The following is a 20,537-nucleotide window of genomic DNA, read 5'->3' as shown; positions in this document are numbered from 1 at the left end:
GAAGGTTGGAACACTAAGGCTCATAAAATAAAGACTATAAACAAAAAGACAACAAACGTAATACAGATTTAATATTACGTTTATCCAAATAATAGTTGAATCATTTAGTTTCGCAATTAGCATACAAACTATTTGCTATTCGGATTGTATACGATTACATAAACCTACAACGATGGTTCAAAGACAAACACTTGGATTGATTTTTATGCTTGCAGTGACAAGCGGCTGTCAGAAAAATGAAATAGCTCCAGCGCCCATACAAACTGAAACAACTTCGAAACTTAAAGCGAGCACAACTGCTGCAGCTGTCAGTGTCAACAATTATGTCAATACCAGTACCTATATCAATTCAGGATTCAGTTTTCTAAATCCTTCCCAGGTAAACAAAAACCGTCAGGCCATTGGTGGGAGTGCTTACACCGAGGTATATGGGTTCAATATTCCCGAAGAAAATCGGGTTCGGGGCATCCGGTGGAATAGTGACGATGAAACCACATCCATCTGGCGGCCACAAGGGATTGCCGGATTCACAAAAGATGGAGTCCGTTATCTTTTGGTCAGCTGGTATGCTCGGAATAATGCTGAGCACAAAGGTTCCCGCATTACCCTGATCGACATTAGCCCAAGTTCGAGTACCTATCTGACCTACCGCCATATCCTTCTGGTTCAACCCGATATTCCTAGCGGAACGACAAGCCATACACAATATGGCACTTATGCTCCACTTAAAGTACATGCCGGTGGAATCGCCTACTTCAAAGGGAAAATATACCTGAGTAGCACAAATCTGGGCGTCAGGGTGTTCGATCTTGATAAAATTATTGAAGTCAACACGGGTGATAATACCAGTGAAAAATGCGGAAAAGATGCCAATGGCAATTTATATGCATTCAACTATCGGTATATACTACCACAAATAGGATATCAAAAGATCAATAATGCCAGTCCCTTTTCAACTATTCAAGTCAATGATGAAGGAACCCAATTTTGGACTGGGCAATACTATGCCGGCAGCGCTGATGCCGCAATCGTACCCCAAGTTTTTGGCTTTCCCATTGATGCGGATGGTAAGCTCCAAAATTCAGGGATTGTTACAGTCACACCAAAAAACAGCCTATTTACTGATAATCATGCACATGGAATCCAAGGGGTATTCCGAAAAGGAAACCGGACATGGCTATCCTGCACAGGATCTCCGAGCAATTCCTACGGATCCAATGCAAGATTGGCACGCTACAGCGATGGCGCAGATGACACCGTCCGTTACAGATGGCCCTATGGTGCCGAATCCCTATATTATGAAGCAACTTATGGTTATCTCTGGAGTCTGACCGAATTTGAACCCAATGCCGGGGCACAGAATGGCAGTCAAGTCAATCGCTGTATATTTGCCGTAGATTTTTCCAAGTATGAATAGTCCATCTTAACAGGTTGATGAGCAAAATATAAATATCGTAATTTAAGAATGTAACGAGATTTATTATCTTTAATACTGTAATTAAATCAATCGAAGCTATGCGTTATTTAACAAGTATACTATTTGCATTATTGGCCATCTGCAGTTGGTCAAGTTTTAACACGGTTCAAAATCAGAAAAATCCATTATATGGAAAAATATTTCGGGAGATTAATGAAATTCCGGGATTGGCCAGCTATGCCCATGCATCAGGTGCAGTAATAGACGCAAACAAAAGTGCAAGTGGTGACTATCGCTTTGCTGCGGGATATTATACCAGCGATAAAAACGGGATCTGTATTTTAAATGAACTGCTTGATGACAAGGAGAATGGAAAGGGCCAGGTGAAATATAAGATCTTGGATACAATCAATATTCGTAAGCTCAAAGCCAACGAACAACTTAGCCTTTGCAACTGTAGGATAGGCAACAAATTTGACAGCGAAATCGTTGCTATTAGCGTTGTCGAGGAGGACAAAGAATATTTCAACAAGATCCTCAAAGCTTGGCGATTGAATACCAAGACTGGAAAGATAGATCCAATACAAAATACCAAAACAATCAATTGTGCCAATGAGGGCTATGGTATTTAAGCATAGTTATGACCTTTAACTTAAATCAGGCCATCTGTTTTCAACCTATCAAAAACATGCAACACACCGATAACCTGAATAGGTTCGCGTAAATAATCTTCATGGGAGAAGTACTTCACTTCTCCTATTTCGTTACTTGGTTGTATCGTTTCCGTAAGTGGATATAGAAAACAATCCTGCTCCATGATCACCTCAGGGATCATACCATAGGCTGGAGCAGTAATATGGCAATAGTACGAAATCTTTTGGGGGTCAAGATCTATGTTCAATTCCTCTGAAATCTCACGACGGAGTGATTGTAAAGAATCCTCCCCCGCATCTATTTTACCACCTGGCAGGTACCAAGCTTTTTTATTATTACTATAGGCCAGTAATATTTTGTTGTCCGCTATACTAATCAATCCGGCTGTTGGTAAACCCTTTGTAATTGTCGACATCTGTTTCCGTGTATCTATCTAATTAAAGTATCTGTTGTGAAATTACTTTTTTGACGTCATTAATACAAGAAAAAAGCTAAACTCACTCATTCAAAAAATATCCCCTCAGACACGATTCATTAATAGAATACCGACCTGGAATGCGACATGCAGTTCTTCACGAATTACAACTGATAGGCAATTTCCTTTATTCGCATAAAAGGCTACAGTATACAGTTCTTCATTAACTATCCCATGTGATAAGAACGGTTTTGGAAATAACGGCTATTTTTTTCAAGCAATTTCTTTAAGCTCCTTAAAAAAATCTGTGCATGTTCCATTGTAAAGCTTAACGGTGGCAGCAGCCTTAATGTATAAGCACCGGCATACCCAGTAAAGATCTTCTCGTCAAATAGCAGCTCCTGTCGCAGTTGTTGTATATCGGCATCAAACTCTACACCGATCATCAACCCTTTACCCCTAACCTCAGCCACAGCAGCGATATCCTTCAATTCACGCATTAAAAAACCACCTACCTGCGCCGCATTATCAATCAGCTTTTCATCGCGGATAACCTCCAATACCGCTATTGCAGTAGCGCAGGCCAGATGATTACCACCAAAAGTCGTCCCCAATTGCCCCATGTGTGGATTGACAGCAGGAGAAATAATAGTCGCAGCCATGGGGAAACCGTTGGCTATTCCCTTCGCCACGGTAATCAGATCTCCCTTTATTCCGGCATGCTGGTGCGCAAAAAACTTTCCGGTGCGGCCATATCCCGATTGGATTTCATCGAGAATAAGCAATGTACCTGTGTTTGTACAGATCGCTCTGACTTCCTGTAGAAATTCATCTGTTGCTACCTGAATTCCGCCTACTCCTTGGATCGGTTCCATAATCACTGCACAATATGCCTCGGTTTCGAGCTGTTTTCTCAAACTGGACAACTCATTGAAGGGGCTGAAAAAGTAATGACTATTGTCATTTACAGCAGCTTGGAGCTTTGTGTTATCAGTCGCTGATACGGCACCAGAGGTTCTGCCATGAAAGGCATTAGATAACGATAGCACCCGTTTTCTACCAGTGAAAAACGAGGCTAGCTTCAGGGCATTTTCATTTGCTTCGGCACCAGAATTCGAAAAAAACACCGCATAGTCGGTGTATCCGCTCATCAGGCCCAATTGATGCGCCAGTTGATGCTGCAAATCATTAAATATCGTATTCGAATAGAAGCCAATGTTGTTCAGTTGCTGCAAGGTGCTATTGACAACATGCGGATGTGTATGTCCCACAGCGACAACAGCATGTCCGCCATACATATCCAAATAGGCCTCTTGCTGATGGTCATATACGAAACAGCCAGCCGCACGTTCAATCTGGATATCTAATTTTTCAAATACAGGAAATGGTTTCATCAAATGGTCGAGATTTAGTTAAACCCAAAAATCGGATAAAATACTGCCTTACAGGTAGTCCAGGATCAATTTAAAGCAAATAGTCCAGCTACCATCGGTAGAAGTAAACCACTCATCTCAAACCCAATACCCGGAAAGCAAATCTAATCGAATCATCGTAAAGGGTTTCAATCCAAAAGAACAATTGTATCTTTGGGTGGATTACCCAATAAAATTGACCCATGCTCAGACCCTGGAATTTGACAATGGAGATAGACCGATCTTCCACAAAAGCGATTTATTTACAACTAGCCGATAGTATTGCCGCTGATATACAGTCGGGCAGACTAGCCCGTGGTACTGCCTTACCGAGCAGTAGAGTGCTTGCCACACAGTTGAAGCTAAACCGTAATACGGTTGTTGAAGCTATCCAACAGCTCCTGAGCGAAGGATGGGTCGTGAGCCAACAGCGTCGTGGGATTTTTGTGGCCCAGCAGCTTCCGCCGTTGCTTTCCAAAGCTGAAAGTTCCACCCAAAGTATAGCCGTATCGACTCTTCAGGCACCATTGCGCATTATCTTTGATGATGGTAATCCAGACAGCAAGATTGCTCCGATCGACCAGCTCGGACGCGCCTATCGACAGATTTTCAAACGGAGTGCCCGTTGGAAGATGATGGGCTACGCCGACCCAAGGGGACATATTGATTTTAGGCAAGCCATCGCCGACATGCTCAACCTGGAACGCAATATGAATATCACCTTGGACAACTTATGTATCAGTAGAGGAAGCCAAATGGCTATGTATCTTATTGCTCAATGTCTACTGGAAAAGGATGACTATATTTTCGTTGAGTCTCCCGGCTACCACTCTGCCTGGAAGATATTCGAGCATACCGGATCAAAACTTATACAAATCCCTGTTGATATTGAGGGTATCATTGTCGAAGAAATGATATCCCATCTAAAGGATAAAAAAAATATCAAAGCTCTTTACATTACACCGCACCGACAATATCCAACAACGGCTACGTTAAGCCCCGCCCGCAGGTCAGAGCTGATCCAATTATCCAATGAATATGGATTCACGATTATTGAGGATGACTATGACTACGAATTTCATTTCGACCACACACCATACCATCCACTGGCTTCGGCTGCCGAATTACAACATTCGATCTACATCGGAACATTGAGCAAAGTCGTAGCTCCTGCACTTCGTATAGGCTATCTTGTCAGCAAAAATGAACATTTATTGCAAGCTATTGCCCAACTACGTTACCTCATCGATATACAAGGCGATAATATTATGGAGCAGGCTGTTTTGGAACTTATTCAGGACGGCACAGTAAGAAGACATATACGCAAAGCAACCAACTATTATCGAAGCAAGCGTGACTTTATGATCAAGCAACTAGATCTCCATTTAGCAGAGCATGTAAGTTACCATTGTCCCCAAGGTGGATTAGCGGTCTGGCTTGCTTTCAAACATCAAGTAGACTGGACATTGCTCTTCAAAAAACTGAAAGAAAAATCAATCCATATTCCACATCCCGATAACTATCATAAAGACAATAGTTACGACGGCTTGCGCCTAGGCTATGGGTCCATTTCCGAAGAGCTGATCGAAGAGGGAATCAGGACCCTGGCAGAGCTGCTCAAATTTGCACGGATTTCCGAATAAGTGCTCTAATACGCCAAAAATTACTAGACCGTTTTGACCTTTTGAAAAGACAGAAAAGATTAAAATTTCGACAAATACACTGCCAACAGCATATAATTTCGCCTGATCAAGACCGATTAAAAGAATAGTATAGGATAAAAGTTAAAAACGGTTAATTTTATTCAAAAACGTAATTATTTTGTCAAAAACCTATCTTTTCAGCGTTTAGTTGTACAAATTAACCGTAGTTTTACGGCGCAAAATCACAACTTGACTAATTTGTAAGATTTGGCTGTAGAAAAAGAGAGAAAAGAGTACATTATTTTATGACTGAAAGAATACCGAGCAGGCCGTATGCAGCAATAACTGGGGTTGGTGGATATATCCCACCAAACAGAAGATCCAACACCGATTTAGAGCAGTTTTGCGAGACCTCCGATGAATGGATTATCAAACGTACGGGAATTAAAGAGCGAAGGATATTGGATGAAAATCTTGCCACATCGGACATGGCCGTCAAAGCCATTCAGGATTTAGCAAAACAATATAATAAAGATTTGCGGGAAGTAGATGCGCTTATCGTAGCAACATCTACACCAGATATGCCCATGCCAGCAACGGCTAATATTATTCTCGAAAAATTAGGACTGACCAATGTATGGGCATTTGATGTCAATGCCGCTTGTTCAGGTTTCCTCTATGCTTTGGATATGGCTTCGTCGCTTGTGGAGACACAACGTTACAAAAATGTGCTTGTTGTCGGTGCAGATAACATCAGTACCTATGTCGATCTAAAAGATCGTTCCACTAATATTCTATTCGGAGATGGCGCTGGCGTAATTTGGCTCGAACCTTCAATTGAAGGTGGCGTTATGGATGCCTACTTGCGTAGCAATGGTGCTGGACGTGAATTTTTGAAGATCGAAGCCGGAGGTTCCCTCTACCCGATCGACAGCAGCCTTCCAATAAATGACAACCGTTTTCTCAAACAAGATGGTAAAACAGTCTTCAAACACGCTGTTCAATCGATGAGTGATGCCTGCAATACCGTTTTACAGCGCAATAACTTACAGATTGAAGATATCAACTGGTTAATTCCACATCAAGCCAATCAACGTATCATCGACGCAGTTGGTCGTAGCCTCAATATTCCTGAAGATAGGGCACTTAGTAATATCGAATATCTAGGTAATACCATTGCAGCGACGATCCCTTTGTGTATCTGGCAGAACATTAAAAAACTAAATACCGGTGACTTAGTGATGCTGACTGCTTTTGGGGCAGGATTCTCTTGGGGAGCGAGTCTATTTAAATGGATGATTTAAACGATCAAAACCTGGTCTGTTAAAAGAACCGGAAAATATAAAAAAGCGCCAGAAATTTAACGATTTCTGGCGCTTTCTTTTGTGCTGTCCACGATAGAGAAAATCTGCTTAAAAACATGGGATTTCCAGAAAACAAAGGGCCTACAAATTCATATCAACAAGTATATTAATAGCGAACTAATAGGGACATTATCCGGACCTCATACGGATCTCATTCGGATAAAAGCGTATAAAGTCCGTGTAAAATCCGAATAATTTAACAATCAGATCTATATTATTTAAGGAAATAGTCCCAACCTGCCCCTTATTAACCCGTAACAGAGAAAAATAAAATCCATGGGTGAGATTATTTGCACACCGCATTAAGAAATTCCGTTCGTTAATAATTCAACGATAGTCCCACACCAATTCCCATATCACTATCGTAATGTGTTCTGAAGGCCATATTCTTCGTGATGATATAATTCAGTCCGGCCATATACTCAAGATCCGAGTTGACCATAAAATCGCCACGTATTCTTCGTGAAATCGGGATATCCTCCCGCATCATTTGCAATCGGACAATACCGTCATGATACACTTCGGCCTGAAAATTCACCAGCATCGGTAGCGTATACATAAAACCCAGACTCACCGCTTTGCGGCTATCTTTTTTATTTGCCTGACCGAAGATATTCTTTTCATGTTCATCGTCGCCCATTCGGCGGTAACGGTAATCAAAACCTACAAAAGGCATAAACCACTGCATCTTTCCGAAAAATCGTCCCAAGTGTGTCTCCACCTCGTAACCATGCATGTCGTTGTACCCCAATCGCCATTCCGATCCCAGTTGCCAGCGTGCATTCTGGAACATCGCCTGGCCATCATTTCCGTTGGTCGCAAAATCATTCTGCGCCATAAAATGTGTCATATTGCTTTCATGTTGCAGCTCCTTATATGCTTTGGCTTTATCGGGTAGATATGGATTTTTATAGTCATCCACAGCAAACACCCGGTTCATTCCGGCCATCATATGGTATAAAATATGGCAATGAAAAAACCAATCACCTTCTTCATTTGCCAAAAACTCAATGGTATCTGTTTCCATTGGCATGATATCGACCACATTTTTCAATGGAGCTTTTGCTCCTTTGCCATTCAGCAGTCTAAAGTCAAAGCCATGTAAATGAATCGGGTGGCGCATCATTGAGTTGTTGTAGATAGTAATCCGTAGCACTTCCCCTTTCTTCACCGGAATCTTATCGGTCTCCGAAAGAATTTTATTATCCATGCTCCACACATAGCGGCTCATATTTCCTGTAAGGGTAAATTTAAGATCCCGCACAGGAGCGTTCTTCGGCAATTCGGTCTCATGGGGAGATTCCAGCATCGCATAATTCAATGTGACGATATCAGCCAGTGCATTCGCATTGTAACGGTTTGGATCCTCATCGGCCTTCATCTTCCCGTTATCCATACCACTATGCTTGCTGTGATCTTCCTTTTTCTTTCCATCTCCGGTGATTTCAGAATACATGACGACATTCATATCCATCTGATTCAGGCTCATATTCATGCCCATATCATTCAGATTACCGTCCATCTTCATCATGTCATTCATCATCTTCATTCCCTCAAAATATTTGAGACGAGGGAGTGGAGAAATCAATTGCTTGATGCCATTACCAACAAAATAACTTGCCGATTGCGTCCGATCCTCCGTTGTCGCCATAAACTCGTAGGCTGTTCCTTCATTCGGAATCGTCACGACCACATCGTAGGTCTCCGATACAGCGATCATCAGCCTATCCACTTCCACAGGTAGCACATCATTACCGTCATTAGCAACCACGGTAATTTTCCCACCCGCATAGCGTAGCCAAAAATAAGATGAAGCACCACCATTGGAAATCCGTAAACGTACCTTATCTCCCGCTTTCAATTTTTTCCCATCCACCTCTTTTAAATCCGTAGAATGAGCACCGTTCAACAGTATCTTGTCGTAATACACATCACTGACATCCATGGCGAGCTGACGCTTCCATTCATTGGTGATTTTCGTTCCAAACTTGCCCTCTTTGATCGCCTCCGCATAAGATTGGGTAGCCCCTTTTTTAATGGCGGCCCAGTCATTTCCCGTATGTAACATCCGCTGGATATTATCCGGATTGTAATTTGTCCATTCACTTATGATTAACGGAATGGTAGGTAAATCATCTATTCCTTTGCGAAAAGTCTTATCATCCGCACGTTTGTTCAAAATAAGGCTGCCGTACATACCGATCTGTTCCTGCAAGCCTGAGTGCGAATGATACCAGTGAGTTCCATGTTGAATAATTGGGAAACGATAGGTATAAGTCGAGTTCGGCTTAATCGGCTCCTGCGTCAGATGCGGTACACCATCCTCTTTGTTCGGAAGAAAGATACCATGCCAGTGCAGTGATGTACTTTCTTTCAGTTCATTGTGAACCACAATTTCTGCTGTATCTCCTTCGGTAAATGTCAACGTCGGCATAGGAATCTGCCCATTTACGGAAATGGCCCGTTTTGCTTTGCCTGCATAATTCACAATGGTATCCCGAACATACAGTTCGTGACGCACCACCTTCTGTGCAAATACTGCGGCCTGGGTCATCAATAGTAAAACAATTATTAATATATTTCTCTTATTACTCATTTTCATGCGATTACTTCATTAAAACTCCATTATTTTTAGGTCCCACACCATACTGATAGACCAGCCGTGCGCCATGGTGTCCTGTGATAAATAGTGTCACAGACAAACTTATCAACAAAACCACGATCAAATAGTTTGTCCAGATGACTTTACTCCATCGCAGTGCTACCAAACGTACAACGGTGGTTATCCCCGCCAGCCAGAAGCTGATCCAGGCATAACGTTGGTGGATATCAAAAACGGCAAAGACTTCTTCATCGGCATCCCCCGAAATATGGGATGCTGTCTGAATTGCTGCAAAAGCCCCTATTGTTCCCAAAAACAACAGAATAAAAGTCAAGATATTTAGCTCCAGCCGATATCGACTATAGCATACGGCCACCACCTGACTGAGTAAGGCTAAAAGCAGCAGCACTATAGGGAAATGAACCACCAAAGGATGCAAGTTGGGAAATCCTTCAAACAACTTTTCCATCACTCTATTGAATAGTCTCTACAGTAGATCCACAGGTAGGCATTGATTTACCCAGATAAGGATTGTCGATTGCCTTTTGTTTGCTCAACCAATGCGCACCTTTACCCTCATTATACATCGGGCAATGCTGGTAATAGATCGGAGCATCCGGCCGCACTACTTTTAGCAATGCGTACATATTTTTGGATAGCGTCACGAAGTGCTCACGTTGATGTCCATTTTCATCAATCCCCGCGATATGTTCTGTATCAAAGGCCAATTTCCGTTGATACTGTTTCCAGGCAGCAGCAGTAGCGGTCTCCAGCTTGGCGGCATCGATCTTCGCAACCACAGCCTTCATCTTTTTTGCAGCCTGCTGCGCCGTCTGTCCATTATCTCTCGCCAGCGCATCTTTTAATTCAAAGTAAGCACTGTAGACCTCATCAAGAGACCTGTCTTTTGCGACTGGAGCATCGGCCTTTGTCTTAGCAGCAGTTTCAGTAACCTCGGCTTTTGCTATTGTATCTGCTATCCCAGCTGTATCCTCTTTCGCTTTATCTATAGCAGCCCCCGTCTCCTCTGCTTCCTTTGCCGTATCTGCGGCATGTGTATGATTCGATTTTGAGTTGTTGCAAGCTGCAAGTGTCATTGCTGCAACTACAATCAGTATCATTCTTTTCATTTTAAGTCTATTTATTGGTTTATATTTTCGACGTATTTCCGATAATTTTCTTCGTTTTCAAAATAAGAAACCTCACCCTGATCACCCGTTATGGCAATAGCTGCATTGGCCTTATCAACCTCTTTCTTGGACCAGGGATCAATAGCAACACGAACAGCGGCTTCTTTAGGGATTCGTTCCTTACACATTTCACAGCAGCCATAATAAGCCTTGCCCTCATGTTTGACCAGCAGTTGTTTCTTGGCCATAAAAGCATCGTTGACCATACATACCTCTTCAGTAGGTACGAGATCTCCTTTTTTGTACTGCTTTGCAGCAGCCGCCACATACCTCGTTGTATCCCTTTCTGAACTCGTAAGCGCTGCTTTTGAATTGCTTTGTGGATTGGTGCATGCCGTCAATATGAGGACAAACACCGCTATAATAGCAACTAAATATTTCATTGGGCTTGCTATTTAATTAAGCGTTTCAACTGTACTTCCACAAGTAATCATTTGCGATCCGTAGAATGGATTTTTAACGGCCTTTTCCTTGCTCAACCAATTTGCACCTTTCCCCTCGTTAAACATCGGACAATGTTGATAGTAGACAGGACTTCCGAAAGACCCCACTTTGACCAGTTCATAAAGCTTCGTCGAAAGCGAGGCAAATGCCACACGTTGTTTGGTCAGATCCTTACTCTTCGCAATGGTTGCAGCATCAGCAGTCAAATTGTTCATCACCTTCATCCAGACAGTATGTTCAGCGGATACAAGCTTATTCATATCCACGGCCTTGATCGCTTCCTGCAATGCAGCGGCCTTGGTCGCTGCTGCCTGGGCATCTGTCTTGACCAGCGCATCTTTTAAAGCAAAGTATTGATCGACCACATTTGTCAATTGTGTAACTTTTCCGGTTACCGCAACAGCAGCTGTAGTATTTTGATGAGCTGAATGGTTTGTTTGCCCTGACTGAAGTTGTCCCCCATGTTCTATAGTTGTTGCAGTCTGCGATTTTGAAACAGGTTTTAATGTTCTTGTGTATTGATCTGCTTTGGGCAATTTGGCATAAGCATCGTCAGGTGCCAGAAACTTCTCACTGTCAAATCCTGCTAAGGCAATACGTTTTAAAACCTCATATTCGCTTGTTTTTGAAGCATCATAAGTGATCGTCGCGATTTTAGTTTCCTGATTCCAGTCTACTTGGGCGGTCTTTCCGGCCCTGCCTTCCTGCTCGATGACAGTTTTTGCCGCGGGGGTATTTCCGAAAACTTTTACAGTTGCTGTTTTCGCATTTTTGATCTGTGCCTGTATAGTGCTATTGGTCAGTAATACTAGGGTTACTAAGCCAATTATTGAAATGGATTTCATCTATAAATATTTATTGATAGTGTTTGTTTTCATTGGTCTCAATGAACTCGTTACACTCGGTTTATATTTTAATAACTATAGGATATCCCCCTAAAATTTGATTCGTATTTATACTTTTCAAATAAGCATATTTTATAACGAATAAATTTTAAATAAATGATAATAAAAACTTCGTCAGCAGCCAGCTATTCATCACTAAAAACTGTAGACCATCACTAGATCATGTTATCCAATGGGTGTTTTCATTTCACGCAATAAAAGGGGTTTTGAACGCCGATGGCGATCCAAAAAGACGTAGCATGGGCTACCATCGATGATTAGGCTATTTTGGGAGGCTGCCAGATCGAAAAATAAGCATCCGAGCAAAAAGGTTGCTTGTACAACGTATACAATTTGAGATGATCTGTATCTGATGGCAAAATAAGATCTACTTCAGAAAAAGAGATCATCGGATTACATTGCATAGAAGTACGACATGATTTTTCGGCACAGTGTTTACCACAGTCATCGCCGTGATCACTTGAAGTTCCTGAATCCTGCTTTTTATCTTTACAGCAATCTTTCGTATCGGTATCCCTCACATCTTGCGCTTTGTCAGTATGCTTTGGATCTTGATCGCTATCCTTTACATCTGCACCTTTTTCCGTACAACAGGATTTCTCCTCCTGCTTCGGTTTTTCGGGTGCTAAATGGCAGGCAAAACCCAGACTTGGTGCTAAAAATAGCCCCAAAATACAGATGACCAACAAGATGTTGACTTTTGCCCACATACGGATTGCAATTTATATTGTTTACGCTATGATACCTTAATTTACAGGAAACACCCCTGTATGTATATATAACGGGATAAAGATCGTTACTATTTCCCAAACCGTTGTTGTAATATTTTCACTTTATTTTATAAAATTTTTGACTGGGAATTCAGTCAGTTCATGCCTTAACGCTATTGCTCTATTTTTGTAAAGGTCTAGTTTCATTTTTCCAATTCCTTGATCCAGTTAAGCAGCAGCAAGCAGCCTGGTGCATAGACGGCCCCATGATCAAAGCCCTGTAATTGGTATAAAGAGGTTTTTGCATGACCAACCTGCTTTAATATTGCTGCAAGATGCGCATTCTCTTCATATCGCGCGGGCAGCTCCAATCGCGCATCACCTGTGATCAATACAATAGGTGGCGCATCCTTCCGAGCAAAGGTTATTGGCGCATAGCGATCGATTTGTGGGATGACCATGGACTGTCCCTGTTCCTTTTTAATGGTGTAATGTGTATTGGTCTGACCACTGATGGGCGCCAGGCCTTTTATCCGATTCGCATCGACACCGTATTTGTGTAGATAGCTGCTATCCAGTCCCACCATTAAAGCGAGATACCCCCCAGCGGAGTGCCCTGACACATAGATTTTTGTCGGATCGCCACCATAGGAAGCAATATGGGAGAATGCCCAGGCAACAGCTTCTGCGGCATCGTCAATATAACCCGGTGCTTCCTCCTTAGGGCTCAACCGATAATTAACCGCGACCACAGCCACGCCTTTCTCTTTAAGCTCCAATGGAATAAATTTGTTTCCCCCTTCCAATCCACCACCATGAAACCAAACAATCGTGGAAAAATCTTTTCGGTCGGTCGGAATATAAAGATCCAGCTTGCATCGTTCCTTTTTATACGCATCGGTATCGGTATTTTTACAATAACTGATATCTGCTATATTGCGGTATTTTTGTGCAAGGATCCTGTTCGAAGAAATCAATAAAAAGAATATAATGAGGAGTTTCGGAGACATAATAAATTGGTTTAAGTATTCACATTCATAAAGTTAACAAAAAGCCCACGAATTCCCAGCCTCTTAACGCAAAATTGTCTTTCCCCAAGAACAACCCACCAAGCTGACATCCCTTAATAATCTATTTAGGAGAATATGAATAATTATCTTACAAGGGACATAACAAAAGATAAATTTTCCTGTTATTATTAAGGAAACTGTAATTACATTAGAAAAAATTATTAACGTAATATGGAGCAGATAAAAATACAAGCGCATATTGATGTGCGTGTGGAGATCATCTGGAATGCATATACCTCAGCAGAAGATATTATGCAATGGAATCAAGCTTCTGATGACTGGCATTGTACAGGTGCAATCAATGATTTACGTATTGGGGGAAAATTCAAAAATCGGATGGAGGCGAAAGACGGCTCCATGGGCTTTGACTTTATAGGAACCTATACAGCACTTGAACCTTTCAAAAAAATAGCCTATACTATGCCTGATGGCCGTCAGGTCACCATAAATTTCAACTCGAAAAAATCCACGACTGAGATTACCGTTATTTTTGATGCTGAATTCGAAAACCCTGTAGAGATGCAACGTCAGGGATGGCAAGCCATTCTAGACAATTTCAAAGCTTATGTAGAAAAGACATATGGTACCTCATCATAGAGACACATCCTTTAAATGCGGTAATTGCAGCATATTTAGCTGAAAACAATCCGTTAAAATAGTACACATATTATAACAGACATACTTGGATTGCTAACGACAATGGTTATCTTTAGCCAAAATTTGATATTCCTGTATGTAACCTACGGAGCAAATTCCAACAAAAAGCGATAAAGACATAACATATGACAATAATTAACAATTATGAAGAGTACAAAGCCTTTGAAGGAAAGTCATTAGGCGAATCTCAATGGCATACAATCGACCAAAAACAGATTAACCTGTTTGCCGATGCAACCTTAGATCATCAGTGGATCCATCTCGATAGCGAAAAAGCCAAAACAGAGAGTCCATTTAAATCGACCATTGCACATGGCTATCTGACCTTATCCCTTATTCCTTATCTGTGGAAGCAGATTGCAGAAGTAAGGAATGTCAAAATGGAAATCAATTATGGCATCGAAAATCTACGTTTTGCACAACCGGTCCTGGTCGATAATGAAGTACAATTACATACCCATGTTAAATCGGTTGCCAATCTCAGGGGAGTGATCAAAGTAACCATTGAAGCGACTTTAAAAATTAAGGATAGTGTCAAACCTGCTTATGTTGGGGATGTTATCTTTTTATACCACTTCAATTAAACCAATCCGAATAGGATTCATTTTAACAACTTCAAAAAGGCTATTTACATGTTAGCTGAATTCGAAATAAAACAGATCACAAATCATAAGGACTATCCTTATGATTTGTTGCTTCTAGCCGACGAGACTGTCGCCGCAATCAATAAGTACCTTTTTGATTCCAATGTCTTTGTTGTCCACGAACAGCAACAGCCCATTGCGGTATTTTGCTTATATCCCATCGACAGCGAGACGCTGGAGATCAAAAATATTGCCGTCGCTGCTTCACATCAGAACAAAGGACTTGGGAGCGAAATATTACAATATATCCAGGAGACTTATCGTGTACAATATCCCAATCTGATTGTTGGCACTGCGGATTGCGGCTTAGATCAGATCCGATTTTATGAACGTAATGGATTTGTTCAATATGGTGTCCGTGCGAATTTTTTTATAGACAATTACGAACAGCCTATCTATGAAAACGGTCAATTGTTAAGAGATATGGTTTTACTGAAATATCACCCCTAACTCCCCTAGCAACAGTAGGCCACTATTGCTATTTGATACAGCACGTTTTTTTATAGACAGAAATAAATATAGAGTAACACAGGGATTGCAAGGCACAACCACAATAACAGCCCTTGTAGAATCGCTTTATAACCTACCGACAGTAACACATCTCTTGAAAGACTAGCTCCGATTAAAAAGAGCGTCAATGTAAGGCCAACTTTGGAGATATGAACTACATAAGTTCCTATCCCTTGGAAAAATGGAACATAACTATTCAAGATGATAGCCAGTATAAATAATCCGATAAAATAAGGAATTTTAATCCGTGTTCCCTTGGTATTAAAAGCAAGCGCACTCAGCAAAGAAATAGGAATAATCCATAGCGCCCGCGTTAATTTAACAGTCGTTGCTACCTGGAGGGCCTCTGCGCCGTATTTACTTGCCGCACCTACCACAGAACTCGTATCCTGTATCGCAACTGCACACCATAGTCCAAATTGTGTCTGTGAGAGATCCAGGAAACGACCGATAACCGGGAATACAAACAAGGCTATCGCATTCAAGACAAAAATGGTACCCAGAGCGACACTGATCTGTTTTTCATTGGCTTTGACTGTGGGCGAAACCGCCGCAATTGCACTCCCGCCGCAGATGGCCGTTCCTACGGTGATGAGATAAGCTGTCAATTTTTCCAGTTTTAATAATTTTCCCAATATATACCCCAGGGACAATGTCCCAATAATAGAAATAACGGTCAGTAAAAAACCGTCTTTGCCTGTCTGAATAGCGGAGTCAATATGCATACCGAATCCCAAACCAACAACAGAAAGCTGTAAAAGAATTTGTGTGGCTTTGTGATTAACAGCCAAAAAGGGGTGCCCGATCCATTGGGCAACAATAATCCCTAGCAGCAGCGCCAAAGGAGCTGATACGACTGGTGTCAGACATAAAATAAGCAAGAGGATAAAGATGATTTCCCGAATAGTAATCTTTTTGTTGAGTATATGCTTGTATCGCATGATGGGAGTCACTTTTTTGTACATGATTTTCTGTTTTGATCTGGTACAAAATTGAATAACTTTTATTTATCAATAAAACTACAAAAACTAATAAGTCATAACCATACATTATACATAATAAACTATTGCAGAAGAGTTCAACCTGTAATTGTAGATTGCATAGATATCCGGATCAAATGCTTCAGCGGTATTTGCTTAAAGAATATGTGGATCAAATATGAAGAATAAAGATCAATCCTTATTTAAGTATGGGTATCGTACTGGAAAAACAACAGGAATATGCGTTATAAAGAACAAGGATAAATCACTATATTTCAATAAGATTCAAATAAAATAAATAAACGATGAGACTAACTGCAATACATCCCAAATTACCCATGCGTGATAAAGTTATCACAAGCGACTTTTACATCGGTCATCTTGGTTTTATTCTATGTGGAACCGAAGATTACGAAGGTTACCTGATGGTCAAAAAAGATCAGATTGAAATCCATTTTTTTGAATTTAAAGATTTACCTCCTGAAGAAAACTATGGTATGGTCTATATCCGTACCGATGCTATTGAACAACTTTATCAATCATTTTTAGAAAAAAATATTGCGATCCATCCCAATGGTAAACTGGAGACCAAACCCTGGGGACAACGTGAGTTTTCGATTCTGGATCCCGACAATAACCTGTTGACGTTTGGAGAGGGGGTATAGCACCGAAAGTTTGTATATAAAAGCAGATCTTGTCGCTAAAGTGAGTGTTGATAGACGTAGGTCAGTCAGATTCGATAAGAAAATTGCAATAAAGAAGGTAGTCTTTATTACAAAAAGCCTGTCTTTGTTATACTAAAACCAAGTATAACAAAGACAGGCTCTATAGTTTATATTACGAGTCTATTTGACTTGGCTTAGACTAACCAAAAAGGTCTGAGCTTAAGTAACGGTCGCCCCTATCGCATGCGATAAAGACAATGATACCTTCCTCAATTTCGCTAGCAATTTTCAGCGCGCCAGCAAATGCTCCGCCTGTACTCATACCTGCAAATACCCCTTCGCGTTTCACCAGTTCGCGCGCCAATTCGGTGGCTTCCTGTTGTGAAATATCAATCACACGATCCACACGGCTCGGATCAAATATCTTTGGCAGATAGGCTTCTGGCCAGCGTCTGATTCCGGGTATAGATGACTCGGGTGTAGGTTGACAACCGACGATCTGTATCTCTGGATTTTTCTCCTTAAGGTAAATGGAATTCCCCATAATCGTTCCCGTTGTCCCCATTGCACTCACAAAATGGGTAATTTTCCCATCCGTATCGCGCCATATTTCTGGCCCGGTTGTTTTGATATGGGCTTTATAGTTATCCGGATTGGCAAATTGGTTTAAGATATAATAGCCTTCTTTCAACGCTTTCTCCTCTGCATAGTCACGACATATTTCCATAGATTCTAAGAGCGTAACCTTCGCGCCATAAGCCTCCATGGTCAACGTTCGCTCGCGGGTAGACGATGCGGGCATAACTAGTTCCAAACTTAAACCATATATTCCGGCAATCATTGCCAGGGCTATGCCTGTATTGCCACTTGTCGCTTCAATAAGCTTGCTTTCCTTCGAAATTTCACCACGCTCCATCGCCGAGCGTATCATATTTAACGCCGCGCGATCTTTGACTGAGCCGGCAGGATTATTCCCCTCCATCTTTGCAAAGATCCGTACCCTGGGATTCGCATGAAATTGGGTGATCTCCACCAGGGGTGTATTGCCTATGGTATCTATAATATTTCCCATAAATGTATCTATATGATTGGTTTTGAATCTATAAATTTTGCAGTCGCCTGGTGGTATACTGTAGTATAAGGTTCGACCGAACTCGTCAGCCAAACATTACCACCAATAACCGAATGATGACCTATACGCGTCTCACCACCCAAAATAGTCGCTCCGGAATAGATGATGACATGGTCCTCGATCGTTGGATGGCGTTTGACATTCGAAAAGACCTTGTCCACACTCAAGGCGCCCAACGTAACACCTTGATAGAGTTTAACGTAATTACCGATCGTACAAGTCTCTCCGATGACTAATCCTGTACCATGATCTATGTGAAGATGATGACCAATGGTCGCCCCCGGATGAATATCAATACCTGTCTTGGAATGGGCATGTTCAGTCAATATCCTTGGAATCAGAGGCACACCTAGCCGGTGAAGCTCATTTGCCATCCTGAAAATACAAATCGCAAAAAAACCGGGATAGGTGCGTACAACCTCACGCTTATTCTGCGCAGCCGGATCTCCATCCATCAACGCATTAGCATCCCAACACATCAACTCGTAGAGCGCCGGAATACGTTCAAAAAACTGATGGGCCACTTGTGCATGGTTGCAATGACCACAGGCTTTTGACTTGCTCAGAAGCTGTTCCAACTCCAGTTCAAATTGTTCAAAAGCAAGTTTTACATCTTCTACCGATTTCATTTCGCCAGAATTTCGCTCCGGAAAAAGCACATCCAAAATTTTGGTTGCCCAGCCGCAGATCTTCTTATTGGAAGGCATTTCTAAAACAGCTAATTGCTGCTCATAGATATGTTGATAAAAATCATGCATCTTCAAAAGTAAATATTAAAACAAATATACTATACAATATTGATAGATTAAGCCTTATTACCAATAAGGCTACGATTAAATCATTTTTTTCTTTCTATTTGAGTTCCAGCCCCGCCCCAAACTTATTACCTAAGACATCGTTGCAACAAGCATTTTTCATCTTTTTGGCACAAGTTCCATTTGGCGGCCTGACAATGTCTACTAAAGCACCAGGCGCTCAAACAGATTTTGCAATGTTGCTTCGGGATCTTCACAGAGTCCGGGATGTGAAGCCGAACACTGGATGACCGTGCTCCGTTTAGCTGTAAGCCAACGAAAACGCTCCGTGATATCCAGTGCTGCTAGTTTTCCGGCATCTTTATCGCCATTACAGATCCGTTGAAAGGAAGACAAGTGATTTTCGATTAGTTCCAATTCAATTTTAGGACAGAGCGCACGCACTTTTTGCTCGTCAATGGCATAGACCATCTTGGCAAAGCGATATTTACGACAGTAGAGCGCAATACCAACATTGATAAATTCCTCACGCTCTACACGCGGCACCAGTCGTACCACAGCATATTCATATAAGGTTCTTTCTGGCATCTTCTATCTGTTTTACAAAAATTGACGAACTCGCCACACGTTGTTTCAAGAATGAAACGTACACTTCTCTCGCATCCGCCGCTGACAATTCACGTTCGGAATCAACCAACCATTCGTCTGGCACAACGGCCAATATCTTACGAAAAACTTCCTCCGTAAAAATAGGGCTAAATTCAGCATCTATTTTTTCGACAATGGTCGCATTTTTTAACAATACATGATCTTTAATCTGCACAAAAGGTTTGACCGATTGTTCTTCCCAATTGTCCCAGCTGTGGTGAAAATACAAGGACGCGCCATGGTCGATCAACCACAGTTCTTTGTGCCAGATCAACATATTGGTATTCCGGACTGTGCGGTCAACATTCATCAACAAGGCATCCAGCCACACAATCTTCGAAGCCTCTTCCGCACCGATCACATCAACATTGGCATCAAAAGTAATCGCCCCACTCAGAAAATGGAGCCCAAGGTTTTTTCCCACACTAAATTTGAGTAGATCTTGTATTTCTTCATCTGGTTCTGAGCGCCCAAAAGATTCATCCAGATGTGCAAAGACGATTTCAGGCACTCTTAATTTTAACAGTCTGGCTAGTTCACCACCGATCAGTTCAGCAATCAGTGCCTTCCGCCCTTGTCCTGCTCCTCTAAATTTGATGACATAACTAAAGCCATCATCAGCATCGACTAGCGCCGGCAAAGATCCACCTTCCCGAAATGGCTGAACATATCGGGTAATCTCTACCTCGCGAATAATAGGTTGTTGAAAATTCATGAATT

General features: G+C 41.7%; 22 protein-coding genes. 8 read left to right on the top strand and 14 right to left on the bottom strand.

Going from position 1 to position 20,537, the window contains the following annotated elements:
* The first annotated feature begins 172 nt into the window (after positions 1 to 172).
* Entirely contained in the window at positions 173 to 1,417 is a 1,245-nt protein-coding gene (locus OGI71_RS24830) for a hypothetical protein (RefSeq protein ID WP_282252782.1), read from the top strand.
* 98 nt (positions 1,418 to 1,515) lie between these two features.
* The gene (locus tag OGI71_RS24825; RefSeq protein WP_282252781.1) at positions 1,516 to 2,049 is read left to right on the top strand and encodes a hypothetical protein; all 534 of its coding nucleotides are present in this window, start codon (positions 1,516 to 1,518) and stop codon (positions 2,047 to 2,049) included.
* A gap of 20 nt (positions 2,050 to 2,069) precedes the next feature.
* Here OGI71_RS24825 and OGI71_RS24820 read toward each other — a convergent pair whose 3' ends face one another.
* On the bottom strand, positions 2,070 to 2,486 hold the full coding sequence (locus OGI71_RS24820) for an NUDIX domain-containing protein (RefSeq protein WP_282252780.1): 417 nt from the start codon (positions 2,484 to 2,486) through the stop codon (positions 2,070 to 2,072).
* Positions 2,487 to 2,713: 227 nt separating this feature from the next.
* A complete protein-coding gene (locus OGI71_RS24815) occupies positions 2,714 to 3,880 on the bottom strand; it encodes an aminotransferase class III-fold pyridoxal phosphate-dependent enzyme (RefSeq protein WP_282252779.1) in 1,167 nt (388 codons plus the stop codon).
* Between the two features lie 221 nt (positions 3,881 to 4,101).
* Between OGI71_RS24815 and OGI71_RS24810 the strand changes: the two genes are divergently transcribed.
* Entirely contained in the window at positions 4,102 to 5,541 is a 1,440-nt protein-coding gene (locus tag OGI71_RS24810) for a PLP-dependent aminotransferase family protein (protein WP_282252778.1), read from the top strand.
* Positions 5,542 to 5,846: 305 nt separating this feature from the next.
* Positions 5,847 to 6,845 (top strand): beta-ketoacyl-ACP synthase III, encoded by a 999-nt coding sequence (locus OGI71_RS24805; protein ID WP_282252776.1) that lies wholly within the window; start codon positions 5,847 to 5,849, stop codon positions 6,843 to 6,845.
* 379 nt (positions 6,846 to 7,224) lie between these two features.
* Here OGI71_RS24805 and OGI71_RS24800 read toward each other — a convergent pair whose 3' ends face one another.
* From OGI71_RS24800 to OGI71_RS24770, 7 genes are all read right to left on the bottom strand, one after another.
* Positions 7,225 to 9,501 carry a multicopper oxidase domain-containing protein gene (locus tag OGI71_RS24800; RefSeq protein WP_282252774.1) on the bottom strand — a complete coding sequence of 759 codons (2,277 nt, stop codon included), beginning with the start codon at positions 9,499 to 9,501 and terminating at the stop codon, positions 7,225 to 7,227.
* A 10-nt stretch (positions 9,502 to 9,511) separates the two neighbouring features.
* Positions 9,512 to 9,976 carry a DUF2231 domain-containing protein gene (locus OGI71_RS24795; protein ID WP_282252772.1) on the bottom strand — a complete coding sequence of 155 codons (465 nt, stop codon included), beginning with the start codon at positions 9,974 to 9,976 and terminating at the stop codon, positions 9,512 to 9,514.
* A 4-nt stretch (positions 9,977 to 9,980) separates the two neighbouring features.
* The gene (locus tag OGI71_RS24790; protein WP_282252769.1) at positions 9,981 to 10,637 is read right to left on the bottom strand and encodes a DUF3347 domain-containing protein; all 657 of its coding nucleotides are present in this window, start codon (positions 10,635 to 10,637) and stop codon (positions 9,981 to 9,983) included.
* Positions 10,638 to 10,648: 11 nt separating this feature from the next.
* Entirely contained in the window at positions 10,649 to 11,080 is a 432-nt protein-coding gene (locus OGI71_RS24785; RefSeq protein WP_282252767.1) for a hypothetical protein, read from the bottom strand.
* A gap of 12 nt (positions 11,081 to 11,092) precedes the next feature.
* The gene (locus tag OGI71_RS24780; protein WP_282252765.1) at positions 11,093 to 11,986 is read right to left on the bottom strand and encodes a DUF3347 domain-containing protein; all 894 of its coding nucleotides are present in this window, start codon (positions 11,984 to 11,986) and stop codon (positions 11,093 to 11,095) included.
* 317 nt (positions 11,987 to 12,303) lie between these two features.
* Positions 12,304 to 12,756: a hypothetical protein gene (locus OGI71_RS24775; RefSeq protein WP_282252764.1), complete on the bottom strand. Its 453-nt coding sequence runs from the start codon at positions 12,754 to 12,756 to the stop codon at positions 12,304 to 12,306.
* 203 nt (positions 12,757 to 12,959) lie between these two features.
* Complete coding sequence (locus tag OGI71_RS24770; RefSeq protein WP_282252763.1) at positions 12,960 to 13,766, bottom strand: alpha/beta hydrolase; 807 nt, start codon at positions 13,764 to 13,766, stop codon at positions 12,960 to 12,962.
* Between the two features lie 231 nt (positions 13,767 to 13,997).
* On the opposite strand from OGI71_RS24770, the gene OGI71_RS24765 reads away from it, so the two are divergent.
* From OGI71_RS24765 to OGI71_RS24755, 3 genes are all read left to right on the top strand, one after another.
* Positions 13,998 to 14,423, top strand: a complete 426-nt coding sequence (locus tag OGI71_RS24765) for an SRPBCC family protein (RefSeq protein ID WP_282252762.1) — start codon at positions 13,998 to 14,000, stop codon at positions 14,421 to 14,423.
* Between the two features lie 185 nt (positions 14,424 to 14,608).
* Complete coding sequence (locus tag OGI71_RS24760) at positions 14,609 to 15,067, top strand: MaoC family dehydratase (protein WP_282252761.1); 459 nt, start codon at positions 14,609 to 14,611, stop codon at positions 15,065 to 15,067.
* 48 nt (positions 15,068 to 15,115) lie between these two features.
* Positions 15,116 to 15,577 (top strand): GNAT family N-acetyltransferase, encoded by a 462-nt coding sequence (locus OGI71_RS24755; protein WP_282252759.1) that lies wholly within the window; start codon positions 15,116 to 15,118, stop codon positions 15,575 to 15,577.
* Between the two features lie 50 nt (positions 15,578 to 15,627).
* Here the strand turns inward: OGI71_RS24755 and OGI71_RS24750 are convergent, their stop codons facing one another.
* The gene (locus OGI71_RS24750; protein WP_282252757.1) at positions 15,628 to 16,602 is read right to left on the bottom strand and encodes a putative sulfate exporter family transporter; all 975 of its coding nucleotides are present in this window, start codon (positions 16,600 to 16,602) and stop codon (positions 15,628 to 15,630) included.
* A gap of 320 nt (positions 16,603 to 16,922) precedes the next feature.
* On the opposite strand from OGI71_RS24750, the gene OGI71_RS24745 reads away from it, so the two are divergent.
* Positions 16,923 to 17,282 (top strand): VOC family protein, encoded by a 360-nt coding sequence (locus tag OGI71_RS24745; RefSeq protein WP_282252756.1) that lies wholly within the window; start codon positions 16,923 to 16,925, stop codon positions 17,280 to 17,282.
* Between the two features lie 199 nt (positions 17,283 to 17,481).
* Here the strand turns inward: OGI71_RS24745 and cysM are convergent, their stop codons facing one another.
* The 4 genes from cysM to OGI71_RS24725 all read right to left on the bottom strand — a co-directional run bounded on the left by cysM (position 17,482) and on the right by OGI71_RS24725 (position 20,532).
* Complete coding sequence (gene cysM / locus OGI71_RS24740; protein ID WP_282252754.1) at positions 17,482 to 18,354, bottom strand: cysteine synthase CysM; 873 nt, start codon at positions 18,352 to 18,354, stop codon at positions 17,482 to 17,484.
* An 8-nt stretch (positions 18,355 to 18,362) separates the two neighbouring features.
* Positions 18,363 to 19,172 carry a serine acetyltransferase gene (locus OGI71_RS24735; RefSeq protein ID WP_282252752.1) on the bottom strand — a complete coding sequence of 270 codons (810 nt, stop codon included), beginning with the start codon at positions 19,170 to 19,172 and terminating at the stop codon, positions 18,363 to 18,365.
* A gap of 201 nt (positions 19,173 to 19,373) precedes the next feature.
* Positions 19,374 to 19,757 carry a DUF3037 domain-containing protein gene (locus tag OGI71_RS24730; protein ID WP_120259515.1) on the bottom strand — a complete coding sequence of 128 codons (384 nt, stop codon included), beginning with the start codon at positions 19,755 to 19,757 and terminating at the stop codon, positions 19,374 to 19,376.
* Complete coding sequence (locus OGI71_RS24725; protein WP_282252750.1) at positions 19,735 to 20,532, bottom strand: HipA family kinase; 798 nt, start codon at positions 20,530 to 20,532, stop codon at positions 19,735 to 19,737. Before OGI71_RS24725 ends, OGI71_RS24730 begins: the two co-directional genes overlap by 23 nt.
* Positions 20,533 to 20,537 lie beyond the last annotated feature (5 nt).

Source organism: Sphingobacterium sp. ML3W (genome assembly GCF_029542085.1).
Classification (GTDB): Bacteria; Bacteroidota; Bacteroidia; order Sphingobacteriales; family Sphingobacteriaceae; genus Sphingobacterium.
Note: the sequence above shows the minus strand (reverse complement) of the source record. Positions and strands in the feature narration are given on the sequence as shown.